This window comes from Pseudomonas sp. TE3644, assembly GCF_056278815.1.
The window spans coordinates 3,051,380-3,070,587 of record NZ_JBWBQF010000001.1; the positions used below are offsets into that span (position 1 = coordinate 3,051,380).

At 60.1% G+C, this 19,208-nt stretch carries 15 protein-coding genes; 7 read left to right on the plus strand and 8 right to left on the minus strand.

The window, feature by feature from the left end:
• Positions 1-1,091 precede the first annotated feature (1,091 nt).
• The 3 genes from ACZ9GA_RS13455 (at position 1,092) to ACZ9GA_RS13465 (ending at position 4,987) form a co-directional block, all read left to right on the plus strand.
• Positions 1,092-1,568, plus strand: a complete 477-nt coding sequence (locus ACZ9GA_RS13455) for a hypothetical protein (RefSeq protein WP_457362216.1) — start codon at positions 1,092-1,094, stop codon at positions 1,566-1,568.
• 172 nt (positions 1,569-1,740) lie between these two features.
• Positions 1,741-3,081 carry an MFS transporter gene (locus ACZ9GA_RS13460; protein ID WP_457362215.1) on the plus strand — a complete coding sequence of 447 codons (1,341 nt, stop codon included), beginning with the start codon at positions 1,741-1,743 and terminating at the stop codon, positions 3,079-3,081.
• Between the two features lie 58 nt (positions 3,082-3,139).
• The gene (locus tag ACZ9GA_RS13465; protein ID WP_457362214.1) at positions 3,140-4,987 is read left to right on the plus strand and encodes a tannase/feruloyl esterase family alpha/beta hydrolase; all 1,848 of its coding nucleotides are present in this window, start codon (positions 3,140-3,142) and stop codon (positions 4,985-4,987) included.
• A 68-nt stretch (positions 4,988-5,055) separates the two neighbouring features.
• Here ACZ9GA_RS13465 and catA read toward each other — a convergent pair whose 3' ends face one another.
• The 7 genes from catA to ACZ9GA_RS13500 form a co-directional block, all read right to left on the minus strand.
• On the minus strand, positions 5,056-5,994 hold the full coding sequence (gene catA, locus ACZ9GA_RS13470) for a catechol 1,2-dioxygenase (RefSeq protein ID WP_457362213.1): 939 nt from the start codon (positions 5,992-5,994) through the stop codon (positions 5,056-5,058).
• A gap of 54 nt (positions 5,995-6,048) precedes the next feature.
• Positions 6,049-6,813 (minus strand): 1,6-dihydroxycyclohexa-2,4-diene-1-carboxylate dehydrogenase, encoded by a 765-nt coding sequence (locus ACZ9GA_RS13475; RefSeq protein ID WP_457362212.1) that lies wholly within the window; start codon positions 6,811-6,813, stop codon positions 6,049-6,051.
• Between the two features lie 115 nt (positions 6,814-6,928).
• The gene (benC, locus tag ACZ9GA_RS13480; RefSeq protein WP_457362211.1) at positions 6,929-7,936 is read right to left on the minus strand and encodes a benzoate 1,2-dioxygenase electron transfer component BenC; all 1,008 of its coding nucleotides are present in this window, start codon (positions 7,934-7,936) and stop codon (positions 6,929-6,931) included.
• A 10-nt stretch (positions 7,937-7,946) separates the two neighbouring features.
• The gene (benB, locus tag ACZ9GA_RS13485; RefSeq protein WP_457362210.1) at positions 7,947-8,435 is read right to left on the minus strand and encodes a benzoate 1,2-dioxygenase small subunit; all 489 of its coding nucleotides are present in this window, start codon (positions 8,433-8,435) and stop codon (positions 7,947-7,949) included.
• Positions 8,432-9,796: a benzoate 1,2-dioxygenase large subunit gene (benA, locus tag ACZ9GA_RS13490; RefSeq protein WP_457362209.1), complete on the minus strand. Its 1,365-nt coding sequence runs from the start codon at positions 9,794-9,796 to the stop codon at positions 8,432-8,434. Before benA ends, benB begins: the two co-directional genes overlap by 4 nt.
• An 83-nt stretch (positions 9,797-9,879) precedes the next feature.
• Positions 9,880-10,857, minus strand: coding sequence for an AraC family transcriptional regulator (locus ACZ9GA_RS13495; protein WP_457362208.1), 978 nt, complete (start codon positions 10,855-10,857; stop codon positions 9,880-9,882).
• Positions 10,858-11,046: 189 nt separating this feature from the next.
• On the minus strand, positions 11,047-12,324 hold the full coding sequence (locus tag ACZ9GA_RS13500; protein ID WP_457362207.1) for an OprD family porin: 1,278 nt from the start codon (positions 12,322-12,324) through the stop codon (positions 11,047-11,049).
• Between the two features lie 534 nt (positions 12,325-12,858).
• On the opposite strand from ACZ9GA_RS13500, the gene ACZ9GA_RS13505 reads away from it, so the two are divergent.
• The 4 genes from ACZ9GA_RS13505 (at position 12,859) to ACZ9GA_RS13520 (ending at position 17,942) form a co-directional block, all read left to right on the plus strand.
• Positions 12,859-14,307: a glycosyl hydrolase family 79 N-terminal domain-containing protein gene (locus ACZ9GA_RS13505; protein ID WP_457362206.1), complete on the plus strand. Its 1,449-nt coding sequence runs from the start codon at positions 12,859-12,861 to the stop codon at positions 14,305-14,307.
• Positions 14,308-14,439: 132 nt separating this feature from the next.
• Positions 14,440-16,335, plus strand: coding sequence for an FAD-dependent oxidoreductase (locus ACZ9GA_RS13510; protein ID WP_457362205.1), 1,896 nt, complete (start codon positions 14,440-14,442; stop codon positions 16,333-16,335).
• Positions 16,332-16,874 (plus strand): VOC family protein, encoded by a 543-nt coding sequence (locus ACZ9GA_RS13515; RefSeq protein WP_457362204.1) that lies wholly within the window; start codon positions 16,332-16,334, stop codon positions 16,872-16,874. Before ACZ9GA_RS13510 ends, ACZ9GA_RS13515 begins: the two co-directional genes overlap by 4 nt.
• Positions 16,875-16,946: 72 nt before the next feature.
• Positions 16,947-17,942 (plus strand): helix-turn-helix domain-containing protein, encoded by a 996-nt coding sequence (locus ACZ9GA_RS13520; RefSeq protein WP_457362203.1) that lies wholly within the window; start codon positions 16,947-16,949, stop codon positions 17,940-17,942.
• Between the two features lie 11 nt (positions 17,943-17,953).
• On the opposite strand, the gene ACZ9GA_RS13525 is transcribed toward ACZ9GA_RS13520, so the two are convergent.
• The gene (locus ACZ9GA_RS13525; RefSeq protein WP_457362202.1) at positions 17,954-19,189 is read right to left on the minus strand and encodes a mechanosensitive ion channel family protein; all 1,236 of its coding nucleotides are present in this window, start codon (positions 19,187-19,189) and stop codon (positions 17,954-17,956) included.
• Positions 19,190-19,208 lie beyond the last annotated feature (19 nt).

The window sequence follows — 19,208 nt, forward strand, 5'->3', positions numbered from 1 at the left end:
GATACAGCATTCTGCTATCACTGCACGCGCAAGGTGTTCGCTTATCACATCGTCCACTTCAAGATGCCGACCCCGCTTACCTGACTGGTGTTTTAGATTCACCGAGCATTTCGTGCTTACAGACCTATTGCAACCTCACGACAACATTTGATACAGGCTCCTCATATACGTAAAACCAAACCTTGCGATAACGATCCTGCAACGCGATAAAGTTACAGACTCTGTGAGAACTTAAATCCTGATACCCTGAAAGTCTTCCTAGCGAGCGTCCGATGGCGTTTGAACGCAAACTGTCCGTGCCCTAACACAATCCCTACTTCCCCGGCCATACCGCAGTCACACATAAACATACGCTTCCCCATCCACCGCGATCCGCGTCTCCGTACTTTTCCACCTGGGGGGTTAGGTAATCGCACGGTGCTCGTCGTTTTGGCATCGCACAGCACCAATTGATTCTGAGGACTAACGCGGAGCGCGCCAGGGGGGCCGCAAATCGCTGGCTCAAGCCCAGCGGGACTGCGACGACATTAGATACGCACTCCCTTCTCAGCATTGGACTCGCTGCCAGTGGCAACTGGGAGCGAGTGGCCCTGGGCAGTCTGACCTGCATCGCTATAAGCGCAGAGACACAGGCGTTTCGGCGAAGTCAACAAACGGCGACTAAGCCGCCCGGAATGCGTCAGGAGCTCTTCCCAATCCGTTGACTCATTTACGAAGCGGTTCTGCGCTGGGGCTACTTTGACAGATCTCGAAAGCTGTACTAATTACCTAACAGCAACCGACACTCTACGCGAAAAAGGAAATCTATAGTGAGCATCAAGCCAGGCCCTAAATGAACCAACGAAGATGGTACCCCCGACAAAAGACAGAGGGTCACCCCTGAAAAGCAGAAAGAGCACCCAGACCTGAAGCCCCACAAGCACAAAAAGGGTGAGTAGAGGAGAAAGGCAGCTCTAGAGGGCTGCTTTTTTTACCGGAAAGATGACACCCCCTTTTGTTACGGTGACCAAGCGAGCCACGTCGTGAAAACACTTGGGTGGATCGCAAGCCCGCATAGAATCGATACAGGTCAGCAAGATCAGAGGTGAAATGTGGGCACAACCTCACTGGTTGCATGGATCGCGATAGCGATTTCTACTTTCAGCTTCCTGTTCAACGTGATCGGATTTTATCGCTCAAGGGCAAAGGAGCTCTTTATGCTACGGCAAGAGGTGCTTGTGAAAACCGAAAGGAGTAGAACATCCTGGTTGAAATCTATTCAAGATCAAAATTCACTTCTCCACAGAGCAGAAACCAACAACCAGATTGGGCCTGAGCTACGGGCAACTCTTATTAGGTTTTTGACAGACCATAAGGAATTTCTAGATCAATGCGAGGCTGATGCATCTGCGTTTGCCAAAGACGTTCATGAGAACGGCGACAAGTTTAGCGAGGGCAAGTGCCGCGAATACCTGCGCATCCTTGATCCAAACCTTGAGGTGTTTGAGAGGACGAAGGGGGTGCCTGAACGCAAGTACATCGAATTGCTGGAGCGGGTCGAGGCGACTGGGCGCATAAAGCCCATTTAGCGCCAGCTTGGACACCCCCATCCCGAGCACCAGATGGGGCCGCTCTCGCATGCATACCCAACCGGTATCGTATGACACCTAAACGATATTAGACGCCTCCGACTCCCCTGATTAGCTTCCCCTCATCAACTCGCTCTTAAGCGAGATAACAATAAAAATGTTGAGGCGTGCAATGCCAAACCAGGTATCCGTTCAATCCATCATCGACTCTGCCGTCATCACTGGCTATCAGTGGCGAATCTTTGGCTTATGTTTCCTTATCGCGGTACTGGATGGATTCGATACACAGGCCATCGCCTTCACCGGACCATCGATTATTCTGGGCCTGAATGTGGCATCCAGTGCCCTTGCCCCCATTCTGACGGCTGGAATACTCGGCATGGTAGTCGGGGCCATGACGCTGGGTCTTGTCGGCGACCGGTTGGGTCGACGCCCGACTATCATCATGGCGGTTGCGCTCTTTGGGGTGGCGACGCTGAGCACCGCGATGGCGAACACGGTTGAGCAGATTCTGGTCCTCAGGTTTATCGCCGGCATAGGCATGGGCGGGGCGACCCCGCTGGTGCTGGCGCTGGCGGCCGAGTACAGCCCGGCCAGGCAGCGCGGCACCGTGATGACGACAGTGCTGTTGGGATTGCCGGCCGGGGCCATTCTGGGTGCCATGCTGGCCACCCGCATGATGCCCAGCACCGGCTGGCCAGGGATATTTGCAGCTGGAGGCCTCGCCCCGCTCGTATTGCTCCCCGTGCTCTGGTGGACACTGCCGGAATCTCTGCATTATCTGATCAGGCACACGGCCGCCGACCAGCAGGAGGCAGTGCGGCGCATCATTGATCGGTTTCGGCCAGGAACGGCGTGCGCCACGGCCGTCTATTACGTGCCCGAAGGTGAAACAAAAACGCGGGTTAGCTCACTGTTCGCAAACGGGCTGGCCCGGAATACGCTGGGCGTATGGGTGGTGTATTTGTTCAACTGGATCGCCTGGTTCATGTTGCTGTCATGGCTGCCAACGGTACTCAAAGCCTCGGGGTTGGCGCTGGAACATATTCCGCTGGGCACCGTGGCAGTCAACGCCGTATTCGTTGTCTGTGCCATCCCCCTGTCCATGCTGCTGCCCCGGGTCAATACCCGTCAATTATTGGCGGGACTGTTTCTGCTTGGCATCGGCCTCAGTGTCGGCCTTGCGCTGAGCGGCAACAACTGGGTGACAGTGTTTGCGCTCGTGAGCATGGCCGGCCTGGGCATTGGCGGCCAACAGATCGTGTTGAATTATCTCGTCGCCCAGGCGTATCCAACCGCCCTGCGCGCCACGGCGACCGGCTGGGCGATTGCTGCTGGTCGGCTGGGGGCGATCATAGGTTCTGCCACGGGCGGCATTTTTCTGGAGCTTGCCGGCCCCCCGGGCTTTTATTGCGCGCTCGCCGCGCCACTGGTCATTGCATTGGTCGGCCTGGCCATGCTTCGCCCGGTAGTAAACGGCAGTGGTCCGCAACCCGTTCTGGCCGCCCACTGAAGCGGCCGTCGTACGGCCTGCCGCAGCAGGCCTTTCCCCACCAAGGTGCTACTTGTTCATGATGAAATTGAAGCCCTGCAACACCTCGCCCCATCAGTCGCTTCGACACTGGATTCTGCTCATGTCCGTGGGCAACAGCCTGCTCGCCACAGCGGTCGTCCACGCCGCCCCTGCCATTGGCCTGGCCAACTGCACTGACGCGGGCATTACCCGACTGTTGGATCAGGGCCCGCAGGTATCGGTAATCGCCACTCGCGCCTTCCACGCCGGTCAACCCTTGACCCTGCAACCCCAGGCATCGGCGCCGTTGGCCGAACGTGATCTGTGCATGGCCAAGCTGTTGGTGGGGCCCGGCTCGCCCGGGCCTGCAGGCGCCCCCTCGACCCAGGCAGGCATCGGCATCGAATTGTGGCTACCGGCCCCCGAAGCCTGGAACGGCCGCATTCACAACGTGGGTGGCGGCGGGTACATGGGTGCCCCCTCAATCACCGCTCGAGACCAACTGGCCCAAGGTTTCAGCGGCATCGCGCCGGTGTCACAGATCGCCAACGCCGAAGGGGCCGTCAGCGCCGTAACCGATACCGGGCACACCACCCCTGGCCAGGCGCCACCGGCCCTCAATGGCTCGTTCCTGATGCTGCCATCTGGCGCCGTCAACACCGTGCAGTGGATGGATTTCTCCGAGCGCGGCATTCACCAGACCGCCGCGCTGACCAAGCGCCTGACCGCAGCGTTCTACGGAACTCCCGCACGCCATGCCTACTTCGAAGGCTGCTCCACGGGTGGTCGCCAGGCGCACAAGTACGCGCAACGCTTCCCCCAGGATTACGACGGAATTCTGGCAGGGGCGCCGGCGATCAACTGGACCCGGTTCATCACTGCCGAACTGTATCCGCAAGTGGCGATGCAGCAGGACGGCGGCGGTCCGATCTCGCCAGCGCAGCTTGACCATGTATCAGCTGCGGCAATCAGCGCCTGTGACACGACGCTAAACGGCCAGCACCTGGGCTACATCGCCGACCCCGCGAGCTGCCGCTACAACCCTACCAAGGACCCCACGGTGCTGTGCCGCAACAGCGGCGGTACCGACACCAGCAGTGCCTGCGTGTCCCCGGCCCAGGCCGCAACGGTGAACAAGATCTGGTTTGGGCAAACCCTCGATGGCAGCGCCCCGGACCCTGCGCGTAGCACCGGTTACGGCGCGGGCCTGGTGGACAAGCAGCTGTGGTTTGGCGTCACCCGTGGTACCTCCCTGCCCCGCGGTCTGGCCAACTCCAAGGACGGTGTGGCGTTGCCCTTCCCCATTGCTGCCAACCAGGTTGCGCTGAATCTGCATGACGCCAGCCTGGCCACCGCCAATTTCAGCAATGCCACCGGTAACGGCCAGGATAACTGGAAGAAGCTGACGTACGCCGACCTGGCCCGCGCCTACGATCAAGGCGTTGCCCAGCAGCAAGCGTTCGCGCGAATCGACACCGACAACCCCGATCTGTCCGCTTTCCGCGACCGGGGCGGAAAAATGATGGTGTACCACGGCACGTCCGACGTTGTGATCCCGCTCAGTGGCACCCTCCATTACTTCGACGCGCTGGTGCGCCACGAAGGCGGCCTGAGCCAGGCGGACCGCTTTTACCGGCTGTACACAGTACCGGCCATGGGTCACTGCGAAGGCATCGGCTCAGCCAACGGCCTGCCCGGCGTAAGCCCGGCAGCTGCGCCACCGTTGCCGGCCAGGGGGCAGCTGTACCAGCAACTGGTCGACTGGGTGGAGCATCAGCAACCGCCCGGACGGATCATGCTGGCCAATGCCGACAACAGCGTGGAGCACCCGCTGTGCAAGTTCCCGAGCATGCTGCATTACAAAGGCGGCGATGTGAACGCAGGCGCTTCCTACGACTGCCAGTAGACACAACACCGGTACGGTCGCTGATGCGGCTGTACCGATGTTTGTCTGTGGGTCGCAGGTATCGGGGTTCAAGCGCCCTGCAACGCCCGGGGACGCTTGCTGCGCAACTGCTCAGCGGGGGCTGCGGCCGCTTGCAGCTCAAAGTCGAACTCCAGTTCGGCAAACCGCCCATTGATTCCGGCAGCCTGTTCGGCGGAGCCCGCTTCAGCGAAAACAACCTGGCCGACCAGACCATCGCGGGTGGCGAAGGCGAAGTCATCCCACAAGTATTTCTCCCCCGACAAATTGATCTGGGTGGTCAGGTGTCGGTAGCCAGCCGCAGAAATGAAATAGTGGACGTGCGCCGGCCGCTGACCGTGGCGGCCCAGCAGGTCAAGGCACTCCTGAGTCGGCCCGGCCGGATTGCAGCCGTACCCTGAAGGTACGATCGAGCGCGCACGGTAGCGGCCTTGTGCATCGGTGACGATGCGTCGACGCAGGTTGTAATCGGACTGGCGCGAGTCAAAGTAGGAATAGGTGCCTTGTGTGTTGGCGTGCCACAGGTCAACCACAGCACCGGCAATGGGGTTGCCTTCCCCGTCACGCACCACACCGCGAATGAACAGCGGCGTCGCGACGCCCTCCTCGCTGCCGTCATCCATCCGCGCCTCGCCCTTGCTCAATGGCGCACCAACGACGTACAGCGGACCTTCGATGGTGCGCGGCGTGCCACCCGCCAGGCCTCGGCTGGCGTCCCGGGCGTCATGCAGCAGATCGAGGAAATGCTCGATGCCCAGCCCGGCGACCAGCAGGCCGGCCTCGTTGTTGGCACCAAGGCGATTCACGTAGTCCACCGCGCCCCAGAACTCATCGTCGGTTACCTCCAGGTCTTCCAGCACCCGGGCCAGTTCAGTGACCAGGCGCCGCAGGATCTGTTTGGCCCTGGGGCTACCCTGGTCATTGCCAGCGCCGCTCACCTGCTGGAAAAACGCCTGTAGCTCTGGCGTATGGGAAATCTTAACGGTCATGGTCAACTCTACCTGTTGTTATGGGTTACAGATCCTTCCTAGGAGCAGGGGCGTTCAGCCCAAATCCCCCCCGCCTACCGGCAAGGTCACGCCAGTGATGTACGAGGCCTCATCCGAGGCCAGGAACAGAATCGCTCCCACCTGCTCATCCACCGTGCCGTAACGATGCATGAGGCTGGTGTCCAGGGTCTGATAGACGATTTGCTGGTACCAGACCTTTTCCTGCTCGCTCTGCTCGGCACTGTTGCGCGGGATGCGCCGGGGCGGCGCCTCGGTGCCACCCGGCGCGGTGGCGTTGACGCGCACGCCGCGGCCGGCCGTTTCGAAGGCCAGGCAGGCGGTGAGCGCATTGACACCCCCCTTCGCCGCACCGTAGGGCACGCGGTTCACGCTGCGCGTGGCGATTGACGAGACATTGACGATAGCGCCACTGCCCTGCCCCAGCATGGCCGGCAACGCCGCATGGCAGCACCACAGCGTGGGGAACAGCGAACGGCGCACTTCGGCTTCGATCTGCGCCGGCTCGTAATGCTCGAAGGGCTTGGCCCAGATGGTGCCACCCACGTTATTGATAAGCACGTCCAGGCGGCCGAAATGCTTGACGGCCGCAGACACTACGCGGCTGCATTCTTCGTACCGCTCCAGGTCGGCAGTCAATACCAGTGGTTTGTTGGGCAGGTGTTCCAGTTCGTAGACCAGCTCGGAGCGATCCACCAGCACCAGGCGGGCCCCTTCGGCGGCCAGGCGCTGCGCCACACGCAGGCCAATGCCTTGGGCGGCGCCGGTGACCAGCGCAACCTTGTTCTCGAATCGATTCATGAGGTGTCCTCTGTAGCCGCTGCCGCCAGGCTGCGCTGGCCGGAATGAACCCTGAAGATTTCCAGCGGGGCTCAGGGCCAGCGCAGCCTTCGGCAGCGGCTACGGTGATGGGGCATCAAGCCGCCGCGAATTTTTCAAAGTAGAAGTTGGCAGGCACGATGGCCTGGTCACGCAGGTACTGGCTTACGGCCTCCACCATCGGCGGCGGGCCGCACAGGTAGACGTCGACATCACCATCGTTCAGGTGCCCAGGCTCGATATGCTGGGTGACATAGCCCTTGCGCGGGTAGCGGCTGTCCGGGCTGGCCACGCAGGCGCTGAAGGTGAAGGTGGGGATACGCGCGGCCAAGTCTTCGAGGCGGGCGGTTTCCACCAGGTCGATGTCGTGGGTCACGCCATAGATCAGGTGCACCGGGTGATCGCTGCCCTGCTCGGCAATGCGCTCGAGCATCGCCGTGAATGGCGCCAAGCCGGTGCCACCGGCCAGCAGCAACAGCGGACGGCGGATGTCGCGCAGGTAGAAGCTGCCCAACGGCCCGGCCAGGGTCATGTTGTCACCGGCCTTGGCCAGACTGGTCAGGAAGCTACTCATCAAACCGCCCGGCACATTGCGAATCAGGAAGCTGACCTCGCCATCGCGTTGCAGCGAGCTGAAGGAATAGGCACGGGTATGCTCACTGCCCGGCACGTGCAGGTTGACGTACTGCCCCGGCAGGAACGCCAACTGGTTCAGAGCCTCGCCCTTGATCTTCAGCGCGATGGTGCTGTCGGATAACTGCTGCACGGCGCTGATGGTGGCTTCGTACTTGGCCTGCTTGGTCTTGCAGACCTCGGAGGATGCCGGCACGCGCACCACGCAATCGCTCTGCGCGCGCATCTGGCAGGTCAGCACATAGCCCTGGGCAGCCTCTTCCTCGGTCAGGGCATCCTCGATGTACTCTTCCCCCAGCTCGTATTGCCCGGCCTCGGCGAAGCATTTGCAGGTACCGCAGGCACCGTCACGGCAATCCAGCGGGATGTTGATGCCCTGGCGGTAGGCTGCATCAGCCACGGTCTCGGTGGCGCTGCTGTCGATGAAACGGGTGACGCCATCTTCGAAATTCAGTGCGATCTTGTAGGTCATGATGGCCGCCTCAGATGTGGTAGATGTCGATCAACTGGCGCACGTAGTCGTTCTTCAGCACCACTTTCTTGGCCTTGATCAGCGGCTGTTCGCCACGGATGTCGAGGGTGTAGAAGCTGGTGCCGAAGTAACTGTCCACGGTCTTGTAGCGAAAGCTCAGCGTGTGCCAGTTGAAGCGCACGTAGGCCACGCCGTCGCCTTCCTCCACCAGTTCGATATTGCTGAGGTTGTGCGAGGTGCGGGTGTCGGGCACGCTGGCGCTGGAGCGTTCGGTCTTGATGCGGAAGATGCGGTCCTCCAGGCCATCGCGGCGGCCGTACCAGATCAGTGAGATCTCGCGCTGCGGATCCTGGGTCAGTTCGTCGTTGTCGTCCCAGCTGGGCATCCAGAACGTCGCGTCGGGGGCGTACAGCTCAAGCCAGTTGTCCCAGTCCTTGTCATCCAGGTAACGGGCTTCACGGAACAGGAAGTCACGCACCGTCTCGTAGGCGATCGTCATTGCACCACCTCCACGTCGATACGCTTGGCATGCTCGGCCTGCAGAGCCTTGATCATGGTTTCCTGCCAGAACTTGTGCTGCATCACGAACAGGCCCTCATCCTCGGTGCGCACGCCGCTGAGCAGCGGGTGCAGGTCAATCTCCCGGGCGGCCTGGTCAGCGCCTTCCACCCAATGCTCGGCGCCCCGGGACATGTCGTTCCAGGCGGTGGTGCTGCCCTGGTAGCCCATCTGGCACGAGCGGAACTCCTCCAGGTCGTCAGGGGTGGCCATGCCGCTGACATTGAAGAAATCCTCGTACTGGCGAATACGCTGGGCGCGCGCGGCATCGCTTTCGCCCTTGGGCGCGATGCAGTAAATAGTGATCTCGGTGCGGTTGACGTCGATGGGCCGGGCAATGCGGATCTGCGAGCTGAACTGGTCCATCAGGTAGACGTTGGGGTACAGGCACAGATTGCGCGAATTCTGGATCATCCAGTCGGCACGGGCGCTGCCAAAGTTCTGCGCCAGCTCGTCGCGACGTTCGTACAGCGGACGATCTTCGGGATTAGACCAGCGGGTCCACAGCAGCATATGGCCCTTGTCGAACGAGTAAAAACCACCGCCCTGCTTGGCCCAGCCACCAGCACTCATGGTCTTGGCCGCAGCCTCGGCCTCGCGCTGCTGGCGTTGCTGCTGGGTGGCGGCGTAATTCCAGTGCACGGCGCTGACGTGGTAACCGTCAGCACCGTTTTCGGCGGTCAGCTTCCAGTTGCCTTCGTACACGTAGCTGCTGGAGCCGCGCAGCACCTCCAGGCCTTCGGGGGACTGGTCGACGATCATGTCGATGATCTTGGCGGACTCGCCCAGGTGTTCCACCAAGGACGGTACGTCAGGGTTCAGGGAGCCGAACAGGAAGCCGCGGTAGGATTCGAAGCGCGCGACCTTGGTCAGGTCATGGGAGCCTTCGCAATTGAAGCTTGAGGGATAACCGGCTTCCTTGGGATCCTTCACTTTCAGCAGTTTGCCGGAGTTATTGAAGGTCCAGCCGTGGAACGGACAGGTATAGGAGCTGCGGTTGCCAGTCTTGTGCCGGCATAGCATGGCGCCGCGGTGGCTGCAGGCGTTGAGGAAAGCGTTGAGTTCGCCGGCCTTGTTGCGAGCGATGAAGATGGGCTGGCGGCCCATCTGCGTGGTGTAGAAGTCGTTGACGTTGGGGATCTGGCTTTCGTGGGCCAGGTACAGCCAGTTGCCCTCGAAGATGTGCTTCATCTCCAGGTCGAACAGCCGCGGGTCGGTGAACATCTCGCGCTTGCAGCGGTAGATGCCTTGCTCGCGGTCTTCCTGCAGCAAGGCATTGAGGTAATCGATTCCCAGGGTCATGGCCAGGGCCTCCGTTGTTATTATTCAGGCACCTCCAGCGTACGAATGGGTGGGTAATGTCGATAGCCGATTTTCGCAGACCGCTATCCGTTTTTCGCAATGCCGAGGCGGCGTTGGCGAAGGGTTTCGGACGGTAATTGGCCAAACTGCCGGCGGTACTGCTCGGAGAAGCGGCCCAGGTGCATGAAGCCATAGTCCATGGCCAGTTCGGACAGGCTGCGCACAGTGCATTGCGGATCACTGAGACACGCGTGGACCCGGGCCAGACGGCGCTGGCGTATGTAGTCGGCAGGACTGGTATGAGCGTTGCGCTCGAACAGTCCGTACAAGGTGCGGGAACTGACCTGGACCAGGCTTGCCAGGGTATCGGTGTCCAGTTCGTGCTGCAGATGGCGCTCGATGTACTCGGCCACTCGCTGGAAATTCAGCGCCGATGCCGGCTCCTGAGTGTGCCGGACATTGGTTTTCACCAGGCTCAGCAACTTGCTGGCGATGATCTGCGTGAAGTGGGCTTGCACCAGCGGTTGGGGATCAACTTCTTCGGATTCCTGGCAGATCATGCCCAGCAAACTGACCAGGCCTTGTACCTCATCGAGGCGGTACCGGTTCTGCAGGAACCGCACACCAGGCGCCGGCACGGCCCAGCGCTGCTGCTCGCACAGGTCTGCCAGCAAGCCTACGGGAATCTTGACGATGAACTTCTCGCAATCGGCCGAGTAAGTCAGGTCCACCGGCTCATCGGGATTGATCAACAACAACTCGCCAGGCGCCAGAAAATGCTCTTCTCGCCCTAGCCGCCACAAGCAATGCCCGGCCAGCAATACCTGCAGATGAAAGCAGCGCTCCAGCGCGGGCGACACCACCCGTACCGGCGCACCGTAGGTGATACGGCACAAATCCAGTTCGGCGAATGTACGGTGGCTCAAGTGGGCCAGGGGACGACTGGCACTGGGCAACTGAATGCAGTGATTGCCCACATGTTGATTGACGTATACCGATACCGCATGGGGATCGGCTTGATTGAATACTTCGCTGCGCTGGCCTAGCAGAGGCGTTTGCATGGCATCATCACTCGAATTATTTTTATAGTGTTCCGGCACCTCGCAATGCCGGACAGATACCTATCTTTACCCGATGAGGCTGACAACGCCAATATCGCCAAAGTCTGCCTCCATACCCAGTAGGTATGGATGTACCGTTGCCCTCCTTCGTACCCATCTGGATGCGCTGGCCTGCTGGCGTGCCCGCGTTCACCTTAGGTTGAAATCGTATTGAAGCGTCATTTTCACGTCGAAATAATCGAGATGATCGCCAAGTGAACTCCCGTCTCTTTTCTCCCGCGCAAGGCTTAAGGTCAACAGTGAGCGAAAGCCCTTGAGCGCACCATCACGCGGGCCATAACCCACGTAGAAATCAGTGGCAGCACCGCGTATCCGGACATTTCGGCGGTAATCTTCGTAGCCGGTGGTAAAGAGTTGGGCCGCGCCGACAAACGCATCATGCGGCAGATTCCAGGTGTGCCCGGCTTGCCACGACCACATGTCGCTGTAGTTACGATCAATGCTCAGATCGAAGGTATAGCTCAGGTCGGTATCGACACCAGACAACCAGTTGAACTTGGGGCCCGCCTTGCCGACCGCTACGAAAGTTGCGCCCTGCGGGTTGACGTAACTGAGCTTGCCGCCCACTACGTAGGTGTGGTTTGAGCCATCGTAACGTGTGGAGGTCCCGTTCAACCGCGAATAAAACGCGATCACCTCTGGTTTCACGTAATGCTGGCCATCGGCGCTGACAGCGTAGCGCTGCGCGGCCCGCCCCATGATCTGGCCGGCAACGTCATCCTGCCATGAGCCACTCAACGCATAGGTATCCAGATTATTGTGGTACACCGTGGAGACCAGGTATTGAGGGCGCAACGTATCGTAGGTATAGGTTTTGGGATTGATGGGGCCGGCCTTGTGCACGCCCAGCGCCACATCAGGATAGTTATAGACGCCAACGCGGTACATGCCATAAACATCCACATTGAATTGCGGACTGTATTTCAGCAGAGCGCCATCGGACAAAGAAGGTTGAGTGCGCTGCGACGAAGAATTGATCAAGGGTATATCGTCTTGCCCGCTGTAAGCCGAATCCGTCACCATCCGGCCTACTTTCACCTTAAGCTTGTCCGAGAGCTTTAGTTTCAATACTGCCGTGTATCGACTGAAGCTGGCCTGTTCATTCAAATACCATCGCGTGCTCCAGCCGTCGTGATCACCCAGGCGCTGGGTGTAAAAGTACCCTGCGTCAAGGCCCAGCACATCGCCCACATAGGTACTGTTGTACTCCAGCGCGCCGCCCTGTACCCACGCATAGATATCGTGCGCAGCGCCGGCGCTGGGTTTGTCGGCCCTCCGCAATTCGTTACGCAGGCGCAGTCGCAACGTATCTTCCTGCTCGTAAAAGTCCGCCGCCACGGCGTGACAGGTCAGGCAGGACAATACAACTGCCAAGGACGCGGCAGTGCTTCTTTGACGATCCATCATCGGAGCTCGCTTATTATTGGATTTATTAGACGAAACAGCTTGAGGTAATACGGATAACAACCAGACACGTAATCGGTAAGCCGCGACGTGTGAAACGCAATGACTGGTAGTGCCTAGAGACACTCATCATACAAGACAAGAGGTTTATAGCTAAGCCTGGGTGCTAAGACCACCATCACAGCTATCACTTTTCCCCATACCTGCCAGTTCGTATCGCCATACCTTTGATTAAACTTGCGATAGCCCCATATCATCATCCTTGTCGTTGACACCCTGCAGACGACTGAAGATACTCCCAGCCTGTATGACAAGCTGTACTTGGCGCACGCTGTATCGGCGCCTGCAAAGGAAATAAACTCAAAGGATGAACGGATGAAACAGCGAAATTCTACAATCACAACAATAGTTGCGCTGGCCCTACTGAGCACTGCCGGGGGGTATGCCTGTGCTGCGCAGACACGCGTAACGCTTTCGCCCCAAGCACTTCCCCCGGTGGGAGTGGTTGAAGAGAGATTCCAGTCCTATAACATCGAAATGCTGGAAGTCACGGGAGGAAAATTCTGGAAGCCCTATTCAGAGATTTCCAGCGCGGCCCCTACTGCCTTAGCCGGGGCCAAGTCCTCGACGCCACCTGGCATGAACCCGGCGTTGTTTTCCTATCGTCCCCCCTTGGACCTGAGCAATACCCGTCTGCGATACCTGGCCGCTGCACTGGCGCCAGCTTATGTGAGAACAAGCGGGACGTGGGCGAACAACACCTATTTTGCCGATTCAGACACTGCCAACAACCAGACTCCCACCGGGTTTGCCGGCGTGCTGACGCGCCAGCAGTGGAAGGCGCTGGTGCAGTTTTCCAATGCCGTGGACGCTCCGATCATTACTTCGTTCGCAACCAGCCCTGGCGTGCGTGACAGTAACGGTGTGTGGCAGTCAGACCAGGCTCGGCGCTTTCTGAATTACACCCAATCGATCGGGGGCCATATTGCCGCGGCGGAGTTCATGAACGAACCCAATATTGCCTCCATCGGCGGCGCGCCCAAGGGATATGACGCCAAGGCCTACGGCCTGGATTTCAAGGCATTCCATACGTTCGCGCGTAAAGCGGCCCCGCAGATGCTGATCCTTGGCCCCGGCTCGGTGGGGGAAAATGATGCCGGCTGGGGCATGGGCAATACGGGCATTCCAATGATAGGTACGGCCGCGCTGTTGCAAGCCGCCGGCAGTGGCGTTGATCGTTTCTCCTATCACCACTACAGCGCTGTTTCGCAACGCTGCGCACCGGCAGGCCAGACCACCGAACAAGCCGCGCTGTCCCAGGATTGGCTGGCACGTACCGACGTGACGTTCGCGTTCTACCGTCACCTGCGCGATACCTTTGAGCCCGGCAAAGCCATTTGGCTGACTGAAACCGGTGACGCTGCGTGCGGTGGCAATCCCTGGGCAGCAACTTTCAGGGACACCTTCAGGTACCTGGATCAGCTCGGCCGCCTCGCCAAACAGGGGGTTAAGGTAGTGGCACACAATACCCTGGTGGCCAGCGATTACGGCTTGCTCGACGAGCAAACCTTCGCGCCCAAGCCCAATTACTGGGGCGCCCTGCTGTGGCGTAGGTTCATGGGAACGGTCGTGCTCGATGCAGGGAGCGAGAATCGCGAGGGCCTGCACCTGTACGCGCAGTGCCTGCGGGGTGCGCCCGGCGGCGTGGCGTTGCTCATCATCAACAACGACGAGAAGAACAGCAGTACCGTTGACCTGCCGCAACGCTCGACCCGTTACACCCTGGCGACGACCGATGCGCTGTCGGGCAAACAGGTAGCGCTCAACGGTGTGCCGCTGAAATTGAACGCCGATGACAGCCTGCCAGAGCTGACAGGCGCCGCCACCGAAGCGGGAGCGCTGGTGTTCAAGCCAGCCACCATTACATTCCTCACCGTACCGCAGGCAAATAACCCAGCGTGCGCCCAGGCGGTGCACGCCTCGTAGACGCTGGACGCAGACACTGGGCTGATGCCGGCCCAGAGTCCATTCCTTCAATACGTGGATACGAATCTTCAATACCCCAGGCACTCACCCGCCGATGATCAAACCTCACAAGAAAAACAATGAGGAATGACCATGACCGCGTTTGATGAGCGCACCCTCCTCGCCTCCGATGCCGCCGTCGGGGCGTTGTTCCAGCCCGGCCGGATCGGCACGATGCAACTGCGCAACCGATTTGTCCAAGCCCCCATCTTTACCCAGTTCGCCAGCACATTCGGCGAGGTCGACGACAAGCTGATCGAGTACCACCGAGCCCGCGCACGCGGTGGCGTGGGGCTGATCATTACTGAAAATACTTCTATAGATTGGGAGGTGGGACGCACCGCTGGCCACCCCATGCGCATTGATCACGACCGCTTCATCGGTGGTTTGAGCAATCTGGTGGATGCCGTCCACGGCGAAGGCGCCAAAATTGCCGTTCAACTGCATCACACCGGACGCCAGAACTCGCAGGGCAATACCGAGCGCAATGAACCTCCCATTGCCCCTACGGCCGGCATCACCAGTGCTTTCGGTACGCCACCTAGGGCGATCGAAGCGCACGAAATACCCGGCCTGATCGATAAATACGTCCAGGGCGCCCGCCGTGCAGTGGCAGCAGGTTTCGACGCTGTCGAGTTGCACGGTGCCCACGGCTACCTGCTGGGCCAGTTTCTCTCGCCGTTCACGAACAAGCGCACTGATGGCTGGGGCGGCTCGCTGGAAAATCGTGCCCGCTTCGCCCTTGAGGTTGTTAAAGGGATCCGTGCCCAGGTTGGGCCCGATTACCCCATCCTGTATCGCTTGAGCGTGACCGAACCCTACGAGGGCGGCCTGTCGCTGGATGACGGTCTGAGTTTCTGTGAAATGCTGGAACCTTATGTCGATGGCCTGGACGTAAGCGCTGGCAACTACGACACTGCGATGACCTTGCTGCCCATGGGGCGGCCCGGTTCACTGGTCAACTATGCCAAGGCGGTGAAGCAACGAGTGTCGGTGCCGGTCATCGGTGTAGGGCGACTGACCTGGTTGCTTGACGACATGGGCCAGGCCGTGACCGACGGTGAGCTGGACTTCGTGGCGCTGGGTCGCGCAGGGCTTGCCGACCCCGACACAGTCGTCAAGACCCGCCGCGGCGAACCACAGAGCGTGCGCCGTTGCATCGCCGTGAACGAATGCATTTCGCGCTGGATGTTCAACGGCAAGGGCACCCAATGCGTCATCAACCCGGCCCTGGGCCAGGAACGTCGCGCCAATGAAGCTCGCCGGCCCGCCGCCACGCAGCAGCGGGTATTGGTGGTGGGCGCCGGGCCAGCGGGCTGCGAAGCCGCGATACTGGCGGCCGAACGCGGTCACGAGGTGGTGCTGGTCGAACGCGAGGCTCGCATCGGCGGGCAGCTCAACGCCTGGGCCGCGGCCAGCGTGCTGCAGATGGAAATCACCCACATGATCCGCTTCTACGAACGTGAACTGGAGCGCGTAGGTGTCAGCGTCTGGCTCAACAGCGATGGCGATACGATGGACTTGTCTGCCTGGGATACCGTGCTGCTGGCCACCGGCACCGAAGCCGAACAGCAGAGCCAGGATGCCGTATGGATGCTGGCTAACGCACGCCTGCCCGATGGCGACCGGGTCAACGTATTCGGGGAAACGGAGACTGCCCTGTTCGCCGCCCTGTGGCTGGCCGAACAGGGCAAGCAGGTCTGCCTCATCTCCCCTTTGGCACAGATCGGGATCGACACCAATGACATGCAGCGCGACCACTTGCGCGGGCTGTTGGAACAACACGGCGTAGCCATCAGCACGCAAGGCGGCGTACCAACTGAGGGACACGTCATCCTGGCAGGTCCGCGCCTACCGTCCACCTTCCAGCAAGCCCTCGTCGACGGCCTGCGGGTGCACAGCATCGGCACCCGTGCACGCGGCGGGCGCCTGTACGAGGCAACACAATCCGGCTTCTGGGCCGCCGCACGCATTGGAGAACCCGCATGACTGTCCGAGGCATTGAACACGTAGGCATCACCGTCCCCGACATGGAACAGGCCACCCGCTTCTTCGTCGAGGCATTCGGCGCCGTGCCACTCTACGACATGCTCGACGCCCCCCTGGCCGGGGCCGCGGTCGAGGCCGGCCTGGGCATCGGACCAGGCGCCGTCATCGATGCCATCCGCATGCTCAGGCTGGGCAGCGGCGCCAATATCGAGCTGTTTTCCTACTCGGGTATCGCTCAGGCGCGCCCCGTGGTGCCCAGCGATCTGGGCATCCAGCATTTCTGCATTTACGTGGACGACATCGACGCCGCCGCCGAGCGCCTGGTGGGCGCAGGCGGCATATTGTTGAGCTCGCCCGGTGATCTGCCTGGCGCCGATGCAGGCCCGGGGAACCGCTATGTGTACACGCGCACGCCCTGGGGCAGCACCATCGAACTGGTGACCTATCCCTCTGCGCAGGCCTACGAACAACGCACCGCATTGCGTCGCTGGCGCCCCCACGCCAGCCAGGTTGGCGATGAGCAGACGCAGGTGAAGTAAGGGCAGCTTCAATCCTGCTGGTCGCCCATGACTGTTGCCCCCTGCCGACTTTGGATATGCTGAATAAAAGCGGTGGACGAACTGTCCACCGCCTGCGTTGCACGCCTGATGAAGTACTCCATCAAAAAAATAACAGGAGTCACGATGAACGCTACCCTTTTGACCCCGGACAAGATGCTGGACGTCATCCCAGGTGAGGTCACCTTCAAGGGGACGGTCGGCACTACGACCAGCGGCGGTATGTCGCTGCGCGGCTACCGGTTCGCCAAGACCGAGGTCGACATTCCGCGCATGCGTGATTACGAACTGGTGAGGTGGAAGACCGGTACCGCCAACTTGGGCTTCCACAATGGCAAGAAGTGGCTCAAGGGCGCGATTACTGATCACGATGTCACGCTGCTCACCTGTGGTGAGTCATCGCGTTGGTATTGGATGAATGATATCGAGGTCAGCCATATCTACGTCCCCCAAGCCATGATGGCCAGGGTGGCGGGCGATGTGTTCGAGCAAGACCTCGATAACCTGCGTATCGATCATTGTCCTATCGTCAATGATCGGCCTCTGTCGGCGCTGATGGCAGCCTATGAGGCCGAAAGCCTGGGCGATGCGCCCGGCGGCCAGTTGTATGCCCAGACCCTGGAATTGCAAATCTGCATTCACCTGGTGCGCCAGTACGCCCGGTGCGAATTTCGCGAGCTAGGCCCCACCTGCCTATCCAGTGCCAAGCGCAGCCGCTTGCAGGAATACATCGACGCCCACCTGGCTTGCCCGCTGTCGATCAAGAGCCTGGCCATGCTGGTCGACCTCAGCCCTTCGCACTTTGTGCGGGTGTTTGGCAAAACCTTCGGCCTCCCCCCTCATCAGTACGTGCAGGCACGGCGCATCAAACGCGCCGAATGGCTACTGACGAATGTGCGCGATGTACCGCTGAAGGTGGTGGCCAGCGAATGTGGCTTTTCGGACCAGAGCCACATGAGCCGGCTGTTCAAGGAAAAGCTGGAGATGACGCCGCTGCAATTCAGGCAGGCCAGGTCGTGCCCCGGCAACCCTTGCTTCGGCACCGCCTGAGCCTTGCACGCTTACGCCGAGCGCGTAGCCGCCACCTTCGCGGCCCGAGGTCCGCGGGCCAAGGCGTGGATATCGCGGCCACTGGGGCTCTGGAAGATGGTCAGGTCAAAGTAGCTGGCCACCGCGAACACGTATTCGAAGATCGAAGCCTGCACTTCCTCGTAGTCCACCCAGTCCGTGCTTTGGCTGAAGCAGTAGATCTCGATCGGCAAACCATTGGCGGTGGGTGCCAGTTGCCTCACTACCAGGTACATGCCCTGGTTGATGTCGGTTCTGGCTTTCAAATGCGCAACCAGATGGCGCCGGAACAACCCCAGGTTTGTCACGCCATCGAACATGAGCTGTTTGTGATTTTGCGCGGCCAGCATGGCTTCTATCTCGTGATGCAGGTTGTCCTTGGCGTAAATCACCGACTCGATGGACTCCAGCAACGGCCGATCGACAAACGCGATGCTGGACTGATCGACGTAGAAGCTGCGCATGATGCGACGGCCCCCGGAACTGAACATGGGCTGCCAATTGGTGTAACTGTCCGTGATAAAGGTCTTGGTCGGCACCCGTGAAACGGTGTTGTCCCAGTTCCTGATGGTAATGGTGTGCAAGGCAATGTCGATCACCTCACCACTGACATTCAACTGCGGCACCTCGATCCAGTCATCGATCTGGATGACATTGGAAGAGGACACCTGAATATTCGCCACCAATGAAATCAAGGTGTGCTGGAACACCAGCATCAACACCGCCGCCACCGCGCCCAGGCTGGACAGGATGATGATCGGCGACTTGTTGGAGATCGTGGCGATGATCAGGATCACCGAAACGCCCACAACCACTAGCTTGGCAATTTGCACGTAGCCCTTGATCGACCGGTGCTTGTGCAGCAAGTGCTTTTCGCTGCCGGCATCAAGCAGGTCATTGACCACCAGCGCCATGGTGACCACGAACAGCGCGCCGCAGAGCGTCTGGATCGCCGTCACCAGGTTGGGCTGCAACAGCAGTTCGGACTTGCTGAGCACGAAGAAAACCAGGATCGGCGCGATTTTCGACAAACGCTTGACGATGCGAATCTCGCGCTCGGTGTAGTGCTTGGCGTGGTTGCGACCTGTATGGAACAGCAGTTTGACCGTCAGCCTGAGAATGATGAACCGCACGATGAAGTACGACACCATGCTCAGCAGCACAGCAACGCCGAACAGGCCGGTGACGTAGCCCAGGTAATTGTCACGGGAAAGCTCAACAAGCCACATAACGCCCCTTTCGGTGGGT